We start from the raw sequence: 13,647 nt of genomic DNA, 5'->3' as shown, positions 1-13,647 counted from the left end.
GGAGGACCGATGTCGATACGATTCAACTTCGGCGGTGACGAACATATCTTCGGCGAGGTGTCCGAGGAAATGTCGCTCACCTCCTTCTTTACCGGCCTTTCGATGACCAACGCGGTGCGTACGGCAGGCATCCGAGGTGTCACCGAGATCTGCCCAGCCAACGCCAGCTTCCAGATTCGCTTCAACCCCGACATCATCAAGCCGCAGGATTTGCTCAGCGAACTGAAGTCGATGGAAGAGGCGGCCTCGAAGGCGGACCCGGTGCTGAAGACCCGGATCATCGAACTGCCGGTTTATTTCCAGGATCCATGGACGCGTGAAACCTGCTTGCGCTTCCGCGAGCGCCATCAGGACCCCTCCTCCACCGATCTTGAATATTCGGCACGCATCAACGGTTACGCCACGGTGGAAGAGTTTATCGCGGCCTATTCCGGCCAGCCCTGGTTCGTATCGATGGTCGGCTTCGTCGCCGGACTGCCCTTCCTGTACCAGATGGTTGAGCGCAAGAAACAGATTCAGGCGCCGAAATACTTGCGTCCACGCACCGACACTCCCAAGCTCACCATTGGCCATGGCGGCTGCTTTGCAGCGATCTATTCGGTGCGCGGCGCTGGCGGCTACCAGATGTATGGCATAACCCCGGCTCCGATCTACGACCCGACCAGGAAGGTGCGCTACCTCTCAGATGATATGTGCCTGTTCAAGCCAGGCGACATCGTCAAGTTCAAGGCCATTGGCCGCGATGACTACGACGCCACGCTGGAGGAAATCGAAGCCAATCGGTGGCAGCCGACGGTTCGCGAGTGCACCTTCAGCCTGAAGGACTTCAACAGCGATATTTACGGCACCAATGCAAAGCTGATGGAGCTTATCAATGGCCGTTAAGGTAATCTCTCCCGGCCTCTCCACTTCCGTGCAGGACCTTGGCCGACCAGGCCACTACCATGTCGGCATTCCCGAAGGCGGCGGCATGGACCGCTTTGCCACACGCATCGCAAACCTGCTTGTCGGCAACGATCCGGGTGCCGCGGTGCTCGAAGCCACCTTCATGGGCCCCGAACTCGAATTCACCCAATCCGCGGTCGTCGCCGTCACGGGAGGAGAACTCCCCCCCAAACTCAATGGCGAGGAACGGCCGACCTGGGAAAGTTTTCCGGTGATGGCCGGTGACCGGCTTTCCTTCGGCTTCCTCAAGGGCGGCGCGCGCGCTTATCTGGCCGTCTCCGGCGGTATCGACGTACCCGTGGTTCTCGGTTCGCGCTCGACTTACATTCTGGGCGCACTCGGCGGCCATCAGGGCCGCACGCTGAAGGCGGGTGATGAGCTTCCCCTCGGCGAAGGTTCCGGCAAAGCCGGTCTTTCACTGCCTGCAAATCTGCGCCGCGCGGGCAATAGTCCGGCGGAACTCAGAATGCTTCCCGGCATGTACTGGCATCGGATCACTGAAGCTGCCGGCACTCGGTTCTTTGAGGAAACCTGGAAGGTCGCACCCGAAGCCGACCGCATCGGCTATCGCTTCCGGGGTGGGACGCCGCTGGAATTCGTCGAGCGCGAGCAGCCTTTCGGTGCGGGCTCCGACCCCTCGAACATCGTCGATGCCTGCTATCCCTACGGATCCGTCCAGGTGCCGAGTGGCACGGAGCCGATCGTTCTTCACCGGGACGCGGTTTCGGGTGGCGGGTACATGATGCTGGGCGTGGTGATATCGGCCGACATGGACCTTATCGCCCAGCTCCAGCCGCACACCCCGGCGCGCTTCGTTCCGGTGACGCTGGAAGACGCGCTTGCCGCGCGAACCGAACAGCGCGCCGCGCTGGCGCGTGCTGAAGGGCATCTGGCCGGCTGACGTCAGCCGGGAAAATGCCGGCGGAGGAGCCGGTGGCGAGGAGATCGGCCGGCCAAAACCGACCGTGCGTGGCGGAAGACAAAATCCGGTGCGCGAAACGACAAGACGACGCCGGGCAACGGCGTGAATTTGGCACCCGAGCAGTCCGCTAGAGACCGCCGGAACCGACAGGGGAAGACATTTGCAACGTGACTGGCCGCAAGGCCGGATGCTTCGCGCCTTTCCGTCGGTAGAAAGAAGGAAAGGGTCATGAGTCATCTGAGCGCGGAGAATGTCTCGGTATCGTTTGCGGGGCTGAAGGCCCTGTCATCGGTAGACCTCCAAATTACGCCCGGCCGCATCAGTGGCCTCATCGGCCCGAATGGCGCTGGCAAGACCACGCTCGTCAACGTGCTGACCGGCTTCCAGGCACCGACGGAAGGCACCATCAAGCTCGACGGGGCAGCACTCACAGGTCTCAAGCCGCATCAGGTCCGGCGGCGCGGCATTGCCCGCACCTTCCAGGGTGGGCGGCTCTTCCGCGACCTGCCTGTGCTGGACAATTTGGAGGTAACCGGCGTTGGTCTGGGAATGAGCCGGCGCGCTGCCATCGCCGAAGCGGAAGCGATGCTCGACTGGATAGGCATCGGTGCGCTGGGCACCCGCATCGCCGGAACGTTGCCATATACGGACGAGCGCCGCGTCGCCATTGGCCGCGCCCTGATGGGACGGCCCGCGTACATCCTGCTCGACGAGCCCGCGGCTGGCATGAGCGCGCTGGAGGCGCGGGAGCTTTCGGCCCTGATAAGACATATCGCCAGCGATCTCGGCTGTGGTGTCCTGCTCATCGAGCACAATGTCGGGCTGGTGCTCGGCCTTTGCCAGCATATCGTCGTGCTCGATTCCGGAGCGATCATCGAGGAAGGCCCGCCTGCCGCGATCCGCGACAGCGAGAAGGTGCGCCACGCCTATATGGGCACGGCCGCGAACACCGACCTGCCTGTGCTGGAGGCGATGGAATGAGCCTGCTCGCCCTTTCCGATATCACTATCCGCTACAGCCGTCTCACGGCGGTCCGCAATGTCTCCTTCTCCATGGACGAGGGAGAAATCCTGTTCATCACCGGCCCGAACGGAGCCGGGAAGTCTTCGCTGCTGCGCGCGATCGCCGGTGTTACGCCAGTGGCGGGCGGCCGGATCGACCTTGCAGGTCATGAGATCACCGGCCAGGCGCCGGAGAACATCGCCCGGCTCGGATTCTCCATGGTGCCGGAGGGGCGCGATGTCTTCGGCTCGCTGACGACCGAAGAGAACCTTCTGGTCGGAACCGGCATGCACGCCCGCGAACGCGGCTGGCGCAGCCGAGCGGCCGACGAACTCGAAGCCGTCTACGCAACCTTCCCGATGCTGAAAGAGAGGCGGCATGGGCAGGCGGGATTGCTGTCCGGCGGGCAGCAGCAAATGCTGGTCATCGGACGCGCGTTGATGACCAATCCGCGGCTTGTAGCCATCGACGAGCCTTCGCTGGGCCTCGCCCCCAACATCAACGACCAGGTCTATGAGCGGCTGATCGCGCTGCGTGCGCAGCGCCAGCTCACGCTCCTGATCGTTGAGCAGAGCTCGGCCCGGGCGATGATGGTGGGCGGGCGGATGATCCTGATGCGTGGCGGACAGATCGTGCTCGATGGCGACGCGCGGACGCTCGGCAATGGCGAGGCGATCCAGGCTGCCTATTTCGGTTACGAGGACCACTGAGATGCTCCAGATCCTGTTCGACGCACTCTCGCTTGGTTCGCTCTACGCGCTTGGGGCGCTTGGCATTGCCCTCATCTTCGGCGTCATGCGGCTGGTGAACTTCGCGCATGGCGACGTCATCGCCTTCTGCGTCTTCGCGCTGCTATGGCCGTCAACAGACGCCATGGCCATCGTCTTCGCTGGCCAATTGCCGTGGTACCTGCTGGTGCCCTTCGTGCTCCTTTGCGGGGCCGGGCTGTCGGTGCTGTGCGAAATCGTTGTCTTCAGGCGGTTCCGCCAAGCAAATCCGGCAACCATGATGATCGCCTCCTTCGCGCTCGGTTTCGTCATTCGCTACTTCCTGCTCATGCTTTTCTCCAGTCGGCCGAAATCGATCTCGCTGCTGCCCGAACTGTCCCAGCCGGTGGAGATCCTCGGTGCCAGGCTTCCCCTCCTCCAGCTCATAACGATCGTCGCCACGATGGTCATCCTGATCGGCCTGACACTGTTCCTGCGTCAAACCCGCTTCGGCCTGGAGATGCGGGCGGCGGCCGAGAACTTCTCGATGGCCCGCATGCTGGGTGTGCGTGCGAACCGGGTTATCATGGGCGCGTTCGCCCTCTCCGGCGCGTTGGCCGCCGCCATTGCACTGATCTTTGGCGCCCAGACAGGCACGCTGGACATCCAGATGGGCGCCTCGATCATGTTGATGGCCTTCATCGCCACCGTCATTGGCGGCCTCGGCAGCCTCGGGGGAGCCGTGCTCGCCGGCTTCCTGCTGGGTGCCGCCTCGGTGATCATGCAGGTCATGCTGCCCATCGACGCCCGGCCGTTCCGCGATGCCTTTGTCTATGGAGCGGTCATCCTCGTTCTCCTCTTCCGCCCGCAAGGGCTTATTGCCGCGCGCGGCACCAAGGAAAGGGTCTGATTTCATGGGTGTCGCCGCCTCCCTCACCAACTCTACCGCTGCCGGTGCCGCGGCTGCCGAGCGAAAGCCCGCCCGCTTCGCGCTTGCCCGCCGCACAATCCTGACGCCGGTCCTGCTTTCTCTGCTGCTGCTGGCCATCGCGCTGATCACGGTGATGACCGGATCGCGGCCCTTCAACCAGACGGTGATCGACGTGTTCGTCCGTGTCATCCTCGTCGTGGGCCTATACATCTTTATCGGAAATTCGGGCGTTCTCAGCTTCGGGCATATCGGCTTCACCTGCCTTGGCGCCTACGCGGCCGCATGGCTCACCATCAATCCGATGATGAAACGCGGTTCGCTGCCGGGATTGCCCGAATGGCTGCTGGCGACCCGTTTGCCGTACTGGCAATCGGCCGTGCTGGCGGCATTGTTCGCCGCCCTCGCCGCTCTCATCTTCGGGCGGGTGCTGATGCGGCTATCGGGCATCGCGGCTTCGATCGCGACCTTCGCGATGCTCGCCATGATCAACACAATTTATTCCAACTGGGAGAGCGTGACCGGAGCGACCTCATCGGTCGTCGGCATTCCGATCGTGCGCATGATCTGGCCGTATCTCATCGGCGCCGTGGCCGCAATCTTCATCGCCTGGGCGCACGCGATCTCCCGGTCCGGCCTGGCCCTTCGTGCTGCCCGCGACGAGCCCACCGCCGCCGCGGCTTCCGGTATCGACATTCCCAGGGAAAGACTGGTGGCGTTCGTCGTATCGGGCGCGGTGATGGGGCTGGGCGGTGCGCTCATGGCTCATTCAATCGGCGTGGTCACACCCGATACATTCTATCTCGGTCTCACCTTCATCACCCTTTCCATGCTCGTCGTCGGCGGCATGGGCAGCCTGTCGGGGGGTGTGGTGGGTGTCGTCCTGCTGTCCGCCCTCATCCAGGCGCTGCGCTGGCTGGAGGCAGGCGTATCGCTCGGCGAGTCCACTTTCGCCCTCCCGAAAGGGGTTCAGGAAATAGCCCTCGGCGTCATCATGATCGTGATCCTCGCGCTTCGCCCATCCGGACTCATGGGCAACCGCGAGCTCACCTTACCTCGCAGCAGTCGCAACAAGTGACCGGCGGCACAAGCCCGACCGGAAAACAAAAAAGGAGACGTGCATGACATACAAAATGAGAATTGTCGCAACCGCTCTGGCCTCGATGTCCATCGCATATCCGGCGCTGGCCGATGACAAGACTATCGTCATCGGCTTCGCCACTGCGGAGTCGGGCTTCATGGAAGCTTATGACAAGCCTGCGCAGGAGGCGGCCTTGATCCGCATCGACGAGATCAATGCGGCTGGCGGCCTGCTTGGAAAGCAGATCAAGGTTGTCAAGACCGACACCAAGTCCGACCGGGCCGAAGGCGCCAAGGCGGGCCTCTCCGTGCTCGACCAGGGTGCGGATCTCGTGGTCGTGTCCTGCGACTACGACTTCGGATCGCCGGCTGCGCTCGCGGCCGAGGACGCGGGCCGTATCTCCTTCTTCCTGTGCGCGGAATCGGTCAAGGCCGGTATCCAGGGTGTCGGCCCGCACAGCTTCTCCGCGTCGGTGCTGGCGGCCGTGCAGGGCGCAACCATGGCCGAGTGGGCATTCAAGGAAAAGGGCGCAAAGGACTTCTACCGTCTGCTCGATACCTGGACGGCCTACAACAAGGGCATCTGCGACGGCTTCGACTGGATGATGCCGAAGCTCGAAGCCCAGGGCGCGAAGCTTGTCGGTGAAGACACCTTCAAGAACGAGGACGCCTCCATCGCCGCGCAGATCACCCGCATCAAGTCTCTGCCGAAGGAGCCGGATGCGATCATGCTTTGCACGATGATGCCGGGCGCTGTCTCGGCCATCAAGCAGCTTCGCGCCGCGGGTATCAACTCCATGATCCTGAATGGATCGGGCGTCGACGGTAGCTATTGGCTCTCGGCTGTGCCCGATCTGACGAACTTCTACGTCCCCGTTCAGGGATCGATCTATGGCGACGATCCCAATCCGGCCGTGCTGAAGTTCAATGCCACCTACAAGGCGAAGACAGGCGCCGATCCCTCGAGCCAGTATGTCTTTCCGGGTTACGTCATGGTCGACGTCTGGGCCAAGGCGGTGGAGCGTGCAGGCACGGCCGATGCCGACGCGGTCGTCGCGGAACTGGAAAAGATGAAGAATGAGCCGACGCTGTTCGGGCCTCGTACCTTCTCGCCGGAACTGCATCACCAGAACCAGACGCGGTACCTGATCGTCGAGACCAAGGCCGGCAAGCCGGGTGTTGTAGGCAACTGGACGATTTCCGAGCCGGTACCGATGGAAGCCTTGCTCAAGTAGGAGAAGATGGGCCGGATAAGTCCGGCCCTTCATCTACGAAAGGCCCTGTTCCTCTGGGACGACCGGGCTTTTCGTCTTTGAGGATCTTGCCTTTGGACAAAAAATGAGGGCGGCCCGCTTGGACCGCCCTTGTCGCCCGATGAATTCAGATTTTCGCTACCCTCGCGCTTTGCGGTAGGAATCCTTGAGCGCTATGAGTTCCCCCGAGAAAGCGAAGATATCGCAGCCGTCGACTTCGATTTGCTGCCCCGCTGCCGTGGTGCCGACGAAGCGCCATGATGAAAGTCCGGTGTCGCCCGTCACGACGTGCCTTCCCTTGGTCCACGCGGCTTTCGGGAAGGCATCGAACAGCGCTGCATAGGCGGCGCGCACGGCGTCACGCCCCACATGCTTGCGGCCTTCGGCATCGGGTCCAGCCGAGCCGTGGAAAGCGCAATTCTCAGCCATGCAGTCCATCAGCGCGCCCACATCGCGGGCGTTCCATGCCGCGAGGAACCGGTCGAGCACGGCGAGCCGCCTGGCTGCGAGGTCGCCAGCCTCAACGACCTCGACCTCCAGAAAGGCGAGCGGCGCATCGCCGGCATTGATGACGTTGTGGGCCACACCCGTCCGCCGCGAATAGGGCACACCTTGGGTGAGAGCGGCTTGCGACTGCGCGCCGTCCGGGCCTTCGAGACCGAGCTTGCCGTCCGTAAGCGGCACGATGACGTAGTCATGTCCGTGGATGTGCCAGCCGGTCTCGGCCCCGGTGGCAAAGCGCCATTCGGTGACCCGAAAGCGTTCGTCGTCGATATGAACAACCGGTTCGGCTTTCATGCGGGTCATTCAAGCCCCTCCTTGGCAACCGCACCGGTCAGGCGCTCAAGCGTCCGGCCCATGCGCGTCATGATTTCCTTCACATCGTCTTCTGTCGAGATCATCGGCGGGCAGAGCGCGAGCTGATCGCCGATGGCGCGGAAGATGAGGCCTTCCTCGTGGCCGATCCCTGCTGCGATACTCCCTGCGCGCCCAACCTTGGCGAAAGGGCGTTTCGTCGCCTTGTCTGCCACCAGCTCCACGGCGCCGATAAGACCGGTGCCCCGCGCTTCGCCGACAAGCGGGTGATCGGCGAATGAGCGGATGCCGGCCTGGAACGACGTCTCAAGGCGGGCCGCGTTTCCGATCAAGTCCCGCTCCTCGAAGATGGCGAGGTTTTCGAGACCCACCGCCGTCGCGACCGGATGACCCGACGCAGTGAAGCCGTGGCCGAAATTGCCGATCGTTGCGGTGTTGTCGGCGATCGCTTGATAGATCGCATCGGAGAAAATGACGGCGGCAAGCGGCATATAAGACGACGTGATTTGCTTGGAGACCGTCATGATATCAGGCGTGAAGCCGTATTTCTGAGCGCCGAAGGGCGTACCAAGCCGCCCGAAACCACAGATCACCTCGTCTGCTATCAGAATGATATCATTTGCCCGGCAGATTTTCTCCACGCCTTCCCAGTACCCGACCGGCGGTGGCAGAACGCCCCCGGCTGCCATGAGCGGCTCGCCTATGAAGGCTGCGATGGTGTCAGCCCCTTCTTCCGCGATCACCGCTTCCAGCTCGGCGAGCAGGCGCGCCGTGAAGGCGGCTTCGTCTTCGCCTTCCATGCCGAAGCGATAGAAGTGCGGGCAGGTCAGGTGGCGAACGGGAATCGCCGGCAGATCGAAGTCGCGATGGTTGACCGGCAGGCCTGTCAGGCTACCGGAGGCGACGGTGATGCCGTGGTAGCCCTTGGTCCGTGCCAGGAATTTCTTCTTTTTTGGCCGGCCCAGCGCGTTGTTCATGAACCACATCATCTTGACGATGGTGTCGTTGGCTTCCGAGCCCGACGACGTGAAGAAGACACGCGTCAGGTTTTCCGGCGTCATCTCCACGAGTTTCTCCGCGAGCCGGATGGACGGTTCATGCGCCTTGGAGGAGAAGGTGTGATAGTAGGGCAGCTTCAGCATTTGCTGATAGGCAGCATCGGCCAACCGCTTTTCCGAAAAGCCGACGCCCACTGACCACAGCCCGGCGAGCCCTTCGATGTATTCCTTGCCGCGTTCGTCATACACACGGATGCCGTCGCCGCGGCTGATGATCAGCGGCCCGGTTTCTTCGTGCTGACGCAGGTTTGTGTAGGGGTGCATGGAGGTGGCGATGTCGGCGGCGGCGAGAGAGTTGGAAAGCGCATCCATGGAAGTCCTCAGCGGCTTGGGGAAATGGTTCGGGCGGTGAGTTCGAGATAGTCCTCGATCCCATGCGTGGAGCTTTCACGATTCGGGAAACGAATCATGGCAGGCTGTTGGAATGGGTGTCGATGATCCGCCGCATCAGCGCGGCGACGTCGCGCGCATTCGGAGGATCGGAGTGGATGCAGACGGTGTCGAAGTCGACCGGGCGGATCGTACCGTCTGTCGTGACGAGTTCGCGTCGGGTAAGCGCCCCCACCATGCGATGCTCGGCAAGCGTCAGGTCGATGGCCGACTGGACGCGCGGGATGATCAGGCTGCCGCCGGGAGCGTAGGCAAGATCGGGAAAGAACTCGCCCACGAAGGCAACGCCGAGCTCGGCTGCCGCCGTCTCGTGACAGGTTCCCGCCAGGCCGAAGAGCGGGACGCCGAACGGCTTGACCGCCGCGGCAATTGCCTGGGCAGTGTCCATGTCGTACGCGGCCATGCCGTAGATGATGCCATGCGGCTTGACATGGCTGAGCTGCCCGCCCTCGGTGGCCAGCATTCCTGTCAGCGCACCGATCTGGTAGAGGAAGGCGGCTGTCAGTTCCTCCGGTTGAAGTTTCATCTCGCGCCGGCCGAATCCCTCGCGATCGGGAAGGGACGGATGCGCGCCAACCTTCTTTCCGTGCGAAAGCGCGAGCCGCACGGTCTTCAGCATCGTCCATGGATCGGAGGCGTGGAAGCCGCATGCGATGTTGGCGCAATCGATGTGAGGCATGATGCCAGCATCGTCGCCGAAACGCCAGTTGCCGTAACTTTCCCCCATGTCGCAGTTCAGGGTGACCATGGTTTGCTTGCCTCAGCCCAGAGTGTTCGACGCCCAGCCGGGGGCGATGTGCGGGAATTCCGGCGGCGGTTCGCGCTCGTGCAGCAGTCGAAGCACGCGCGGCGGCGTCAGTGGTAGCTGCCGCACCGGCTTGCCGATAGCGCGTGCCACAGCGCAGCCGATCGCCGCGCCCACGGCCAGGATCGGGACCTCGCCCGCGCCCTTGGTGCCTAGAGGCCCGATCGACGGTGCGCCCTCGTAGAGGTCGGCGGCGACCGGAACCACGTCCTGCGCCAGCGGCAGGCGATAGGTCTCGAAATCGTCCTGCGCGATGCGTCCGTCAGCGGTGAACGTCACCTCCTCATGCAGGGCGTAGCCGAGACCCTGCACGACACCACCCTGTATCTGGCCCATGACCGCGCGCGGGTTGAGTGCGCGGCCGACATCCTGCACCACGCGATAGGCCAGCACCTCGACATGACCGGTATCCGGATCAACCGCCACCTCGGCCTCGTGAACGACGAAGACGGGGATGTCGAGTGCATCGATGAAGTGCCCCATCGCGCAGCCGGACATTGCCGGAGTGTTCCTGGCGGTAAAAGCTCCGCTTCCGGTGACCGGGCCGGTGGTTGCCTGCGCATGGGCGACGACAGCGGGGATCGACATGCCGGAACCGGGACGTCCCGTGATCTCGACACGACCATCCCGCAGCACCAAGTCTTCCGGTCGGGTCTGGAGCATCTCACCGGCGGTCCGCAGCAGCTTCTCCCGCACTTCCGCGCAGGCAGCCACACTTGCCGCACCGATGGAGACGGTGGTGCGCCCACCGCCAACGCCGACATCGAGACCGGCGGCATCCGTATCGGCTTCGCGCACGATCACCTGGTCGGGAGCGAGGCCGAGTTGCCCGGCCACGATTTGCGGCAGGGATTGCACCATCGTGCCCGATCCGATCTCCACACCCGAGGTGACCAGCGTTGCGCTACCGTCGGCGTTCAAATTCACCGTCGCCGCCGAAGGCCCGACGAAAACGAACCATGTGCCGACCGTGGTCGCAATTCCATAGAGCCTGCCGTCGGCCTCGGCCTCTGATGTACCGGTACTGGCGCGTAACGCCTCCATGCGATCGAGCATCGGACCCAGCACGTCGGCCTCGAAAACCTGGCCCGTGGCACCGAGATCGCCATCTCCCAGGACGTTTTTCTTCCGGAACTCCATTGGGTCGAAGCCTAGCGCATCGCAGATTTCGTCGGTGTGCCGCTCCAATGCGAATGTGTTGTAGACGCCGTTGCAAGCTCGGAAAGCGCCGTTGGGCGGTGTGTTGGTGTACACGGCGCGGCTGACGAGCCGCATCGCGCCGACCCTGTAATTGCCGCCCAGCGTGTGCGCCGTCATCGTCGTCAGAAAAACCTGTTCGCCGCCATACGCACCGCAATCCATCAGCACGACCGCCTCGCGCCCGGCGATGTATCCTTCGGCGGTGACCGCGGAGCGAATGCGGATTTCCGCATTCTCGCGGCAAAGGCAGGTTGCCATCTCTTCCTGCCGGGTGTTTTCCAAGACCACCGTGCGCCCGGTCATCCGCGCCAGAAGTGCCGTGATCGGCTCGATGGACGCATCGAATTTCAGGCCGAACCCGCCGCCGACAGGCGGCACGGTGACCCGCACGCGCCCGGGCGCAAGCTGCATGACCCTTCCGGTGACGTTGCGCACGGTCCAAGGCACCTGCGTCGAGGTCTGGATGTGAGCACGACCGTCCTCCCAGGAGCCGATGGCAACGCGCGGTTCGAAGGGCACATGGCTCTGCCGGCCGACGGTAAAGCTGCTCTCGACAATGCGTATGTCGGGACGGGCGAAGGCCGCATCGACGTCACCGCGGCTGGATTTTGCCTCCCATGCGATGTTGCCGGCACGTGCACCGCCCTCGGTGATCACCTCATAGCCGCGCCAGCCCTCGTGAACGAGACGGGCGGCGGGCTGGAGCGCTTCGGCCATGGTGGACACCGGTGCCATCGGCTCGACCTCGAGCACGATGACAGCAAGCGCCGCCCGCGCCTGCTTCTCCGTTTCGGCGGCGACGACGGCGATTGGCTCGCCATGATAGCGGATGGTGTCGATGGCCAGGAGCGGATGGTCGGCAATGCCGATGCCGTAGAGCCCTGGCGCGTCGGCGCCGGTCGCCACCGCGCGCACACCAGGACAGCGAAGTGCCGCCGAAACATCGAGCTTGCGGATACGCCCAGCGGGAACGGTCGACCGCAGCAGCACGGCATGCAACATGTCGGGGCGAACCCGGTCGTTGGTGTATTTCGTGCGCCCGCGCAGCTTGTCCTGCGCATCCCGGCGGGGAAGATTCATCACGGTGGCGGACAGCTCAGACATGGATGCCTCCCACCGACTGGCCAGCCTTCCGCGCTTGGTCGAGGCAGTCGGCCACGGCGTCGACGATCCGCTCATATCCGGTGCAGCGGCAGATGTTGCCGACCATCGCCGCCTTGATTTCGGGACGGCTCGCATGCGGATTGTCACGCACGAACGCCGAAAGGCTCATGACCATTCCCGGGAAACACATGCCGCATTGCACGGCATCGGCGGCCTCGAAATTGGCCTGGAGCGGGTGCAGCGCCTGGTTTCCGTAACTCAATCCCTCGATGGTCGTCACCGCGCATCCCTGGACCAGGCCAATCGGCTTCAGGCAGGACGGCACCGCCTCATCGTCAACATGCACGGTGCACGCGCCGCAGAAGCCTTCGCGGCACACGGCTTTGGTCCCCGTCAGGAATCGTTCCTGCCGCAGGATGTCGACGAGCGGCGTCATCGGATCGCCATCAAAGCGGCAGTCCTCGCCATTCAGTTGGAATATCACGGTCATACCAGGCGCCCGGTCTTGAGAAGTGCGGCAACACCGCGCTTGACCAGCGGCGCAAGAACCTGGCGCCGGTACCAACCCTCCGCTTCCTTGCCGTCGCGGCCCTGAAAATCATTGTGCTCCAGCGCAAGCTCGGCGGTGCGTTCCGGATCGAACGCAGAGGCAGAGTCCGCCGCCATGGCCTGTTCGAGCGCCGTCCAGCGCCGCGCTACCGGCTCCACCGAGCCGACGGCGATGCGACATCGTTTGTCCTTGTCTACCGCAAGCGAGACGATGGCGACCGGATAGTCGCCGGCTTTCCGAAGCGGCAGGCGGATATGAGCACTGGCGACAAGGTCGCGGCGCAGATGAATTCTCGTCACAATCGCTTCGGCCAGCAGCGCGTGCCTGTCTTTGAGGAAATCCGAAATACCGATGAGTTTTGGGCCTTCGAACGTCTCCAGTTCCACCGTCGCCTCACAGACGAGAAGCGCAGGGGGGAGATCGGCGGCGGCAAAGTCCAGGGCACAAAGGTTGCCGCCCACGGTGGCGACCCTTCGGATGCCGGGATTGGCCGCAGTCTCCGCCGCGGCAACCAGACCTTCGAAGCCCACCGCCCCGTGCAACGCGCGGCCAAGGACTGCATGGCTAACGGCTGCGCCGATCACGACATGGTCCGGTGCGATTTCGACCTTGGACAAGGCGGGTATTCGGTGGAGTGCGACCAACGCCTCGGGAAGATCGACCCCGCGCCGTGGATCACGCATCATCCAGGTGCCGCCGGCAAGCACCGCCGCGCCTTGTCGGCGTGCGGCCATTGCCTCTTCAATCGTGCTGGCTGCGGTGAACGATCGTTCCACGCTTGGTGCCATCTGTCATACCCCTCGGAAGCAGCCAACTTTCGCGGCGCTGCAGCATTGTTGCTCCAGCTTTAGGCTCCTGTGAAATAGTAATTCTTTGAATATCGTATC

13 protein-coding genes are annotated in these 13,647 nt (G+C 63.4%); 7 read left to right on the top strand and 6 right to left on the bottom strand.

The genetic code is table 11. The features are described from left to right. Positions 1-9: 9 nt before the first annotated feature. The 7 genes from NP945_RS18360 to NP945_RS18330 all read left to right on the top strand — a co-directional run bounded on the left by NP945_RS18360 (position 10) and on the right by NP945_RS18330 (position 6,819). On the top strand, positions 10-885 hold the full coding sequence (locus NP945_RS18360) for an allophanate hydrolase subunit 1 (RefSeq protein WP_256747155.1): 876 nt from the start codon (positions 10-12) through the stop codon (positions 883-885). Then, a complete protein-coding gene (locus tag NP945_RS18355) occupies positions 875-1,846 on the top strand; it encodes a biotin-dependent carboxyltransferase family protein (RefSeq protein ID WP_256747154.1) in 972 nt (323 codons plus the stop codon). The genes NP945_RS18360 and NP945_RS18355 overlap by 11 nt, the downstream gene beginning before the upstream one ends. A 249-nt stretch (positions 1,847-2,095) precedes the next feature. Further along, positions 2,096-2,848: an ABC transporter ATP-binding protein gene (locus NP945_RS18350; RefSeq protein WP_027163992.1), complete on the top strand. Its 753-nt coding sequence runs from the start codon at positions 2,096-2,098 to the stop codon at positions 2,846-2,848. Beyond that, on the top strand, positions 2,845-3,579 hold the full coding sequence (locus tag NP945_RS18345; RefSeq protein WP_027036290.1) for an ABC transporter ATP-binding protein: 735 nt from the start codon (positions 2,845-2,847) through the stop codon (positions 3,577-3,579). Before NP945_RS18350 ends, NP945_RS18345 begins: the two co-directional genes overlap by 4 nt. A 1-nt stretch (position 3,580) precedes the next feature. After that, entirely contained in the window at positions 3,581-4,486 is a 906-nt protein-coding gene (locus tag NP945_RS18340; protein WP_027036291.1) for a branched-chain amino acid ABC transporter permease, read from the top strand. A gap of 4 nt (positions 4,487-4,490) precedes the next feature. Beyond that, the gene (locus NP945_RS18335) at positions 4,491-5,582 is read left to right on the top strand and encodes a branched-chain amino acid ABC transporter permease (protein ID WP_256747153.1); all 1,092 of its coding nucleotides are present in this window, start codon (positions 4,491-4,493) and stop codon (positions 5,580-5,582) included. Between the two features lie 43 nt (positions 5,583-5,625). Further along, on the top strand, positions 5,626-6,819 hold the full coding sequence (locus NP945_RS18330; protein WP_256747152.1) for an ABC transporter substrate-binding protein: 1,194 nt from the start codon (positions 5,626-5,628) through the stop codon (positions 6,817-6,819). Positions 6,820-6,975: 156 nt separating this feature from the next. Here the strand turns inward: NP945_RS18330 and NP945_RS31855 are convergent, their stop codons facing one another. The 6 genes from NP945_RS31855 to NP945_RS18295 form a co-directional block, all read right to left on the bottom strand. Continuing rightward, positions 6,976-7,644 (bottom strand): nuclear transport factor 2 family protein, encoded by a 669-nt coding sequence (locus NP945_RS31855; RefSeq protein ID WP_306283214.1) that lies wholly within the window; start codon positions 7,642-7,644, stop codon positions 6,976-6,978. Then, entirely contained in the window at positions 7,641-9,023 is a 1,383-nt protein-coding gene (locus NP945_RS18315; RefSeq protein WP_256747151.1) for an aspartate aminotransferase family protein, read from the bottom strand. Before NP945_RS18315 ends, NP945_RS31855 begins: the two co-directional genes overlap by 4 nt. Before the next feature lie 94 nt (positions 9,024-9,117). Continuing rightward, on the bottom strand, positions 9,118-9,849 hold the full coding sequence (locus tag NP945_RS18310; RefSeq protein WP_256747150.1) for a LamB/YcsF family protein: 732 nt from the start codon (positions 9,847-9,849) through the stop codon (positions 9,118-9,120). Positions 9,850-9,861: 12 nt separating this feature from the next. Further along, complete coding sequence (locus NP945_RS18305; protein ID WP_256747149.1) at positions 9,862-12,210, bottom strand: xanthine dehydrogenase family protein molybdopterin-binding subunit; 2,349 nt, start codon at positions 12,208-12,210, stop codon at positions 9,862-9,864. Beyond that, positions 12,203-12,700, bottom strand: a complete 498-nt coding sequence (locus NP945_RS18300) for a (2Fe-2S)-binding protein (RefSeq protein WP_256747148.1) — start codon at positions 12,698-12,700, stop codon at positions 12,203-12,205. The genes NP945_RS18305 and NP945_RS18300 overlap by 8 nt, the downstream gene beginning before the upstream one ends. Further along, on the bottom strand, positions 12,697-13,548 hold the full coding sequence (locus tag NP945_RS18295) for a xanthine dehydrogenase family protein subunit M (protein WP_256747147.1): 852 nt from the start codon (positions 13,546-13,548) through the stop codon (positions 12,697-12,699). Before NP945_RS18295 ends, NP945_RS18300 begins: the two co-directional genes overlap by 4 nt. Positions 13,549-13,647: the final 99 nt, after the last annotated feature.

The sequence above is a fragment of the Mesorhizobium sp. LMG17149 genome (assembly GCF_024518695.1).
Lineage (GTDB): Bacteria > Pseudomonadota > Alphaproteobacteria > Rhizobiales > Rhizobiaceae > Mesorhizobium.
This window is presented reverse-complemented; position numbering and strand designations above follow the sequence as displayed.

Bases quoted from the DNA above. Each gene is read 5' to 3' on its own strand.
- NP945_RS18360 (WP_256747155.1), top strand. From the start codon at position 10: ATGTCGATACGATTCAACTTCGGCGGTGACGAACATATCTTCGGCGAG.
- NP945_RS18355 (WP_256747154.1), top strand. From the start codon at position 875: ATGGCCGTTAAGGTAATCTCTCCCGGCCTCTCCACTTCCGTGCAGGAC.
- NP945_RS18350 (WP_027163992.1), top strand. From the start codon at position 2,096: ATGAGTCATCTGAGCGCGGAGAATGTCTCGGTATCGTTTGCGGGGCTG.
- NP945_RS18345 (WP_027036290.1), top strand. From the start codon at position 2,845: ATGAGCCTGCTCGCCCTTTCCGATATCACTATCCGCTACAGCCGTCTC.
- NP945_RS18340 (WP_027036291.1), top strand. From the start codon at position 3,581: ATGCTCCAGATCCTGTTCGACGCACTCTCGCTTGGTTCGCTCTACGCG.
- NP945_RS18335 (WP_256747153.1), top strand. From the start codon at position 4,491: ATGGGTGTCGCCGCCTCCCTCACCAACTCTACCGCTGCCGGTGCCGCG.
- NP945_RS18330 (WP_256747152.1), top strand. From the start codon at position 5,626: ATGACATACAAAATGAGAATTGTCGCAACCGCTCTGGCCTCGATGTCC.
- NP945_RS31855 (WP_306283214.1), bottom strand. From the start codon at position 7,644: ATGACCCGCATGAAAGCCGAACCGGTTGTTCATATCGACGACGAACGC.
- NP945_RS18315 (WP_256747151.1), bottom strand. From the start codon at position 9,023: ATGGATGCGCTTTCCAACTCTCTCGCCGCCGCCGACATCGCCACCTCC.
- NP945_RS18310 (WP_256747150.1), bottom strand. From the start codon at position 9,849: ATGGTCACCCTGAACTGCGACATGGGGGAAAGTTACGGCAACTGGCGT.
- NP945_RS18305 (WP_256747149.1), bottom strand. From the start codon at position 12,210: ATGTCTGAGCTGTCCGCCACCGTGATGAATCTTCCCCGCCGGGATGCG.
- NP945_RS18300 (WP_256747148.1), bottom strand. From the start codon at position 12,700: ATGACCGTGATATTCCAACTGAATGGCGAGGACTGCCGCTTTGATGGC.
- NP945_RS18295 (WP_256747147.1), bottom strand. From the start codon at position 13,548: ATGGCACCAAGCGTGGAACGATCGTTCACCGCAGCCAGCACGATTGAA.